Genomic DNA, 6,015 nt, shown 5'->3' on the forward strand with positions numbered 1-6,015 from the left:
CTCCCTGCGGACGATCGCGCCTTCGGCCTCGGCGATCTCGGCGGTGCGGTCCGTGGAGTTGTTGTCGTACACGTAGATGGTCGCATCCGGCAAGGAGTTCTTGAAGTCGCGCACCACCTTGCCGATGGTGACCTCCTCGTTGTAGCAGGGGAGGAGTACGGCAATAGATGAGGAAACAGCGTTTTTAGTCATGTTGACATGATAGGCGACAGCATAGTCCTTCTATTGTGATTGCCTTTCGATGTTGCGTATTATGTGACACAGTGGATAAACTATAGGCACAGAGTTAACACGAGCATAGATTGTGGGAAATGGAGGGTAAACCTGTGGAGCAAGAGACTCTTGTGCATACCCAAAAATCGCTTAATAAACCATTAATAGTAATCAGTTTAGTGACAGGATTTCTTATTGGGTTCGGTAATGCAGCGGCAGCAACCGCAGAATTTCCTGTTGGCTCCGTTTTGATGTGGGCGCAGTGTGTTATTTTTTCTGTGTTAGTGTATATATTTTTTAGCCTAACTGAACGCTTGCTGTCTTATTGTCGACACAATGATTGTCAAAAATGGCAAAAAAGAATGGGGAGGATAGACTTCTCATTCTCACCTGTCTCGCTGACAATAGTGGCGTCATTCATTTTTCTTATGTGGCTTCCATACCTCGTGATTTTACGTCCCGGTGTTATTGAATGGGATGCTGGTGATCAGATTGCGCAGGGGCTTGGATATAGCGCATTTGGCCAAGAACCCGGACAGATTTATGACCATCATCCTTTCCTTGAAGCCATTATTTTTGCGCAATTTATTAAAGTGAGTATCGCTATTACCGGCTCATATAAATTGGGAGCTTTTGTCCTTGTGACACTTCAGTGCATCGGTATGGCAGTGGCTTTCTCTTGTCTTATCGCGTATATTAGAGAAAATTTAAAGGCTTCATTCAGTATTGCTTTATCCTCTACTCTATTTGTTGCATTATTTCCAGTATTTCCGTTCTATTTCTCGACGGTACTTAAAGATTCATTTCATGCTTTATTTTTACTCCCCTGGGCTATAATGTATGTCGAGATGGTGCGGACAAGACTTAACTGTGTTGCAAAAGCGTCATTCTCAGTTACATTCATTATTTTCTCGGTTCTTGTCTGCTTGACCAGAAAGACTGGCCCAGCACTGGTGTTTCTAGCGTTGATTATGCTTGTTTTCGTCAAGACAAGTGTTTGGAAAAAGCTCGCCGCCGTTGTAACTGCTTTTGTGATATTCCTTTCTATGTCTTCTTTTTTGCCTAGATATGTCTATCCTGCGCTTAATGTTGTCCCGACGGATAGTGAGCAGTACTACATTATCCCTCTTCAGATGACGGCGCGTTGGGGGAAAGACCACCCTGGTGAGGCCACTGAAAAAGAGAAGAATATAGTTTCTCAATTTAATATATTTACATATGATGAAATGACAAAAAACTACGAGCCATTTCTTACTGATAAAGCATCGATGTACAAGCTCGGCGATGCCTCATTAAGGAATGATTATTTCAAAGTTTGGCTCTCACAAGGTCTCAAACATCCCAAGTCTTATATTGATGCTTTTGCTGCATTGGAATCAGGATGGTTTGCAATTAGCAAATCACCAACTGGGCAGCCAGTCTATCCGTACGATACGGTTGGCAATCAAATGACGGTTTTTTATAAAACTGTTACTAATCCTGACACGACTAGTGAATTTATCAATAGTCCAAACGATTCCATGAATGATTCTATGGGGCGTTGGTTTAATTATTTCAAGCAGATTCCAGTTATCAATATCACTACTTATACTGCTTTCTGGACTTGGTTGCTCCCGATGTTCGCTGTATATATGATGATTCGAAGAAATCGCGTGAGTTTACTTCTGCTTCAGGCAGTGCCGTTCTTGCTGGGTATCGCATCCTTGTATGCGTCAAGTACTGCATATATTTCGCGATATATGCTCTTCGCTATGTATCTTGCTCCTTTGCTCATTGGCATAATATCATCTGATCAAGAATAATTGTGTGTGGGTTCTCTGTAATGTAGTATGCGGAGAACCCACATATTGGTTAATTTGTATGGTGAGGAGTATCCCAGCCTTTCAGAATAATTTTCGTCAACGGATGCACGATGATTGTATCGGCGATGAAACCGATTAGACTAAGCGAGATAAACACAGCAAGTACGATGGCGAATGCTACTGACACTGTGGAGATGAACGAGTTAGGAGTGGGGAATATAGCAGCAATCGTAGGCCAAATTAAACGATACCAGAACATGTTTTCGTGAATCAGGTAAACGCCGAATGTTGCTGATGCCGTCTTAAGCACTACTTTATGGCCGAATCCTTTAATACTAGTCATGTCGAGTTTCGTGAACAGTATAAATATGGATGATCCAATAATCATGGGGAATATTTGTATGCCGGGTTTAATTTGTTCGTGCCATCCTAGGAATGTTGCGAGCCAAGTACGATTCGCAGCGTAATGGTTGAAAACTGTCATTACAATCGTAGAAAGTACGATAATTCCCCAGAGATATGAAGATTTGATTTTGTCATTGACCTCATACCAATACAGGCGAATCCAGCCGCCCATTATGTATCCAAGAACAGCATATACAACATTGTTCCAAGGTGTGGTTCGACCGCCGAGCAGAATCCAGATACTGAAGAAAGACAACACTATTATTAGTGCAGCCATGTTTCTGCGGGATAAGTGCTTAAACAGGCAATTGATAAACGGTGCTAGTAACAAGAGACAAACGTATGCAGTGATGAACCAGTAACTGCCGTAAATGAACGGAACTATGCTCCACAATACCGTCCTCCATAAATCGTCTCCGGATAGTAAAGGCGCGATGGAATTGGGCAAAGTGGTGAATCTCGCGATGATAAGAACAGCAATGAGCGATATGAATGAATAGCAGAACATTTGGAACCAAGTCTTAAAGATTCTCTGCCATGTGAAGGTTTTGCGCACAAGGAAGTAGCCGGAGATGATAAAGAAGATGGATACACCTACTTGCCCGTATTGCACAACAAGGTATGCTAGAGCGGATTTCCAGCCTGGTAGGAAATCGAGGTTAGAATCCACATGTAACAGCCATGGAAGGTGCAATGTCGCATGACAGGCCACGATAAGAAACATGGCGAGTATACGAAGCACCTCGATATTTAGATTTCGCTGCTTCACTGATCTTTTAGCCATTTTTCTCCCAGGAGCTTGATTGTTTCAACGCTCTCGCTTCACTGCTGGAACAGTCGGAAAGCGATATCTTATGTTCTTAGTGTTTACCATTCCCGATACAGGTCAGTTTGAACAGTTCCGACTTTGATTGGGACACGGCATGACGTGCTATACAATAGCCACATGCGTCATTTTTACCAAGCTGGGCAAGAGGCCACAGAGTTTTTGGATACCCTAAGTAAACGGCTTAGGCGTCTAGTCATCGCTGCGGTTGACTATCATTCTCTGATTCAGCCGGGGCGTACCTTGCACTATAAGATATTCATGGGTGAGAAGTGGCAGTATCCGCGTCTTGCGGACACTTCTACGCTCAATGGTGGTTGTACGGATGGTGCCGAGCTTCTCGGCGAGTTCGATGCGACTTCCACGGTGAATGCGCAGTCCGTGTTTTCGCCTCACTATTTTGCTGGGGATGAGCAGCTTGTTGACCGCAATGTAAGGTATATCCTGCTTACGCCAGATGATGCTACGGATGAAGATATCTGGGAACACTCACCTAACAAAAGCCGTGTTGTTAAGTTGTACAACGAGCTCGAATACCGTTGGCCCGTCAGTTTTGACTATGCACGCGAATTGCAACGTGCAGAGCGTGAGCGTAAAGCATGCGGTGCCGTTAAGCTATACGAACCTTTTACTGCTGAATCGGCTAACTCAAATGATAAGAACCATCACCCGTGGGTAGAGGTTCACCCGGGGAATCGTGTTGCCGACGCGCCTAAGGCTGTCATTATTGCCATGCATTGGCTTCAGGCTGGTGGCGCTGAACGTTGGGGAATGCAGACCATCCAGCTTGCCAAAGAAGCTGGATTCTTGCCTATCGTTATCACTGATGCTGATGGTCATCAGCCATGGATTACTGATCCTATTTGTGACGGAGCGTTAGTGCTTCCGCTCACTCAACCGATGCAGTACCGTGTGGGTGACGTACCGATTTTGCGAGCCCTATTCGAGCAGTTTGATATTCGCGGCATTATGATCCACCACTGCCAGTGGATGTACGACAACGCTTGGTGGGTGAAGAAGTACTTCCCTGATGTGCATATCGTGGATTCACTGCACATTGTGGAATATATGTTCCGTGGTGGCTTCCCTCGCGAGTCGCTGGCTCACGACGAATGGATTGAGCTTCATCATGTGATTTCTCCGCAGCTCGAACGCTGGATGGAAGATGTACACCATATTCCTGCATCTAAAGTAGTCGATGCGCCGCTCATTGGTCTTACCGCTGACTCCAAGCATGTTCAGTATGCTGAGCGTAAAGATCTGAGGACCCTCAATGTAGTGTTTGTTGGTCGTATGAGCCGTCAGAAGCGTCCTGATGCGTTCATCCTCGTGGCTAAGGCGATGAAGAAGGTAGCCCCTGGTAAGTTCCACTTCATCATGCATGGTAGCGGTGATATGGATACATTCGTGGATGATCTCATCAAGCGGTATAGTCTAGAGGATGTAATCGAGCGTCGCTCGATGAGCGTTCCAGTATCTCGTACCTATGAAGATGCTGATGTGCTCCTAGTCTCTTCGGTGAATGAAGGTATCACTCTTACCACTATCGAAGCAATCAGCGATGGAGTACCTGTGCTCTCAGCCAATGTCGGTTCACAGGAAACACTAGTTCCGCCGCAGGGCCTACTGCGGCGTATGACTTCCTCGTTCATTCACGATGCGAAACGTTCACTCCTACACCTGTATGACAATGAATCAGATCGTCGTAAGTTGTGGGAGGTCGAGAAGCAGCGACTTGAAACTTTCTCGCACAAAGAAACTGCTAACAGCCTGTTCCGCCGACTTCTCACTGAATGGAGTAAGTAACATGCCATCCGCAACCACTATGAATGTTGCCGCAGTAGTCGTTACGTTTAACCGCTTGGAGAAGCTGAAAAAGGTGCTTGCCTCATTGGAGGCGCAGACTCGTCTGCCTGAGCAGCTCATCATTGTGAACAATGCTTCCACCGATGACACGGCTTCGTATTTGGACGAATATGAGAAGAACTTCTCATTGAAGGACAAAGTGAAGATCACTATCGTCACTTTGCCTGAAAACGCAGGAGGAGCTGGCGGCTTCTCCGCGGGAATGCGCAAAGGCTATGAGTTTGGTGCCGATTTCGTTTGGATTTTCGACGATGATGGTTATCCTCAGCCGACAGCGTTGGAAAAGCTGTTGGTTGGCTATGATCATGCGGTTGAAGGGCTTGGCCCGGATGTTCCTTATGTGTGTTCTATGGTCAAGTTCATCGATGGCAGTATCTCTGAAATGAACAATCCAATCCCCACATGGGATTGGGGACGTCTGCAGGCTATGGGATACGACAATTTGGTGATGGTCACCCAGTGCTCGTTCGTATCTGTGTTGATCCCGCGATGGGTTATGGAAGCTTTTGGCTTGCCATATAAGGAATACTTCATCTGGTTCGATGACGCCGAATATACGTTGCGAATCACCAAGGCATGTCCAGGCGTCGAAGTGCTCGATAGTGTGGTGTTGCACGATATGGGCGTTAACCAGGGCGTCAACTATTCCATGGTGAACGAGAAAAACGTGTGGAAGTTCTCTTACGGTGCGCGTAATGAGGGATCCTATCGTTACCATCACAGGAGCAAGGGAAACTATTTGATGTTTTGCCTGACCGTATGGAATGCCATGCGTCGGGGCCGTGTGGCGAAACCATTGCGTCGGAAAATTTGCAAACAGCTGGTTAAAGCCATTCGCTTCAATCCGAAGGTAGACTTCCCGCAGCAGTCTCAACACTGATGCGGGAAGAACCAGAGAACACA

General features: G+C 46.0%; 5 protein-coding genes. 3 read left to right on the forward strand and 2 right to left on the reverse strand.

The window, feature by feature from the left end; all coding sequences use genetic code 11:
* Positions 1 to 192: glycosyltransferase (locus QZL64_RS05880; protein WP_296309366.1), on the reverse strand; the 192-nt coding region annotated here is incomplete at its 3' end.
* Positions 193 to 326: 134 nt separating this feature from the next.
* Here QZL64_RS05880 and QZL64_RS05885 point away from each other — a divergent pair.
* Positions 327 to 2,015, forward strand: coding sequence for a DUF6020 family protein (locus QZL64_RS05885; RefSeq protein ID WP_021841078.1), 1,689 nt, complete (start codon positions 327 to 329; stop codon positions 2,013 to 2,015).
* A 49-nt stretch (positions 2,016 to 2,064) separates the two neighbouring features.
* Here the strand turns inward: QZL64_RS05885 and QZL64_RS05890 are convergent, their stop codons facing one another.
* Positions 2,065 to 3,204, reverse strand: a complete 1,140-nt coding sequence (locus QZL64_RS05890; RefSeq protein ID WP_021841079.1) for an acyltransferase family protein — start codon at positions 3,202 to 3,204, stop codon at positions 2,065 to 2,067.
* Between the two features lie 303 nt (positions 3,205 to 3,507).
* Between QZL64_RS05890 and QZL64_RS05895 the strand changes: the two genes are divergently transcribed.
* Both QZL64_RS05895 and QZL64_RS05900 read left to right on the forward strand, forming a co-directional pair.
* A complete protein-coding gene (locus QZL64_RS05895; protein WP_230320800.1) occupies positions 3,508 to 5,052 on the forward strand; it encodes a glycosyltransferase in 1,545 nt (514 codons plus the stop codon).
* A 1-nt stretch (position 5,053) separates the two neighbouring features.
* Positions 5,054 to 5,992, forward strand: a complete 939-nt coding sequence (locus QZL64_RS05900) for a glycosyltransferase family 2 protein (protein ID WP_021841081.1) — start codon at positions 5,054 to 5,056, stop codon at positions 5,990 to 5,992.
* The last annotated feature ends 23 nt before the right edge of the window (positions 5,993 to 6,015 follow it).

This window comes from Veillonella sp. CAG:933 (genome assembly GCF_000431435.1).
GTDB lineage: Bacteria > Bacillota > Negativicutes > Veillonellales > Veillonellaceae > Veillonella_A.

What these genes read in the sequence shown, in the direction of transcription:
- QZL64_RS05890 (WP_021841079.1), bottom strand. Translation starts at nt 3,204, where the DNA reads ATGGCTAAAAGATCAGTGAAGCAGCGAAATCTAAATATCGAGGTGCTT.
- QZL64_RS05900 (WP_021841081.1), top strand. Translation starts at nt 5,054, where the DNA reads ATGCCATCCGCAACCACTATGAATGTTGCCGCAGTAGTCGTTACGTTT.
- QZL64_RS05895 (WP_230320800.1), top strand. Translation starts at nt 3,508, where the DNA reads ATGGGTGAGAAGTGGCAGTATCCGCGTCTTGCGGACACTTCTACGCTC.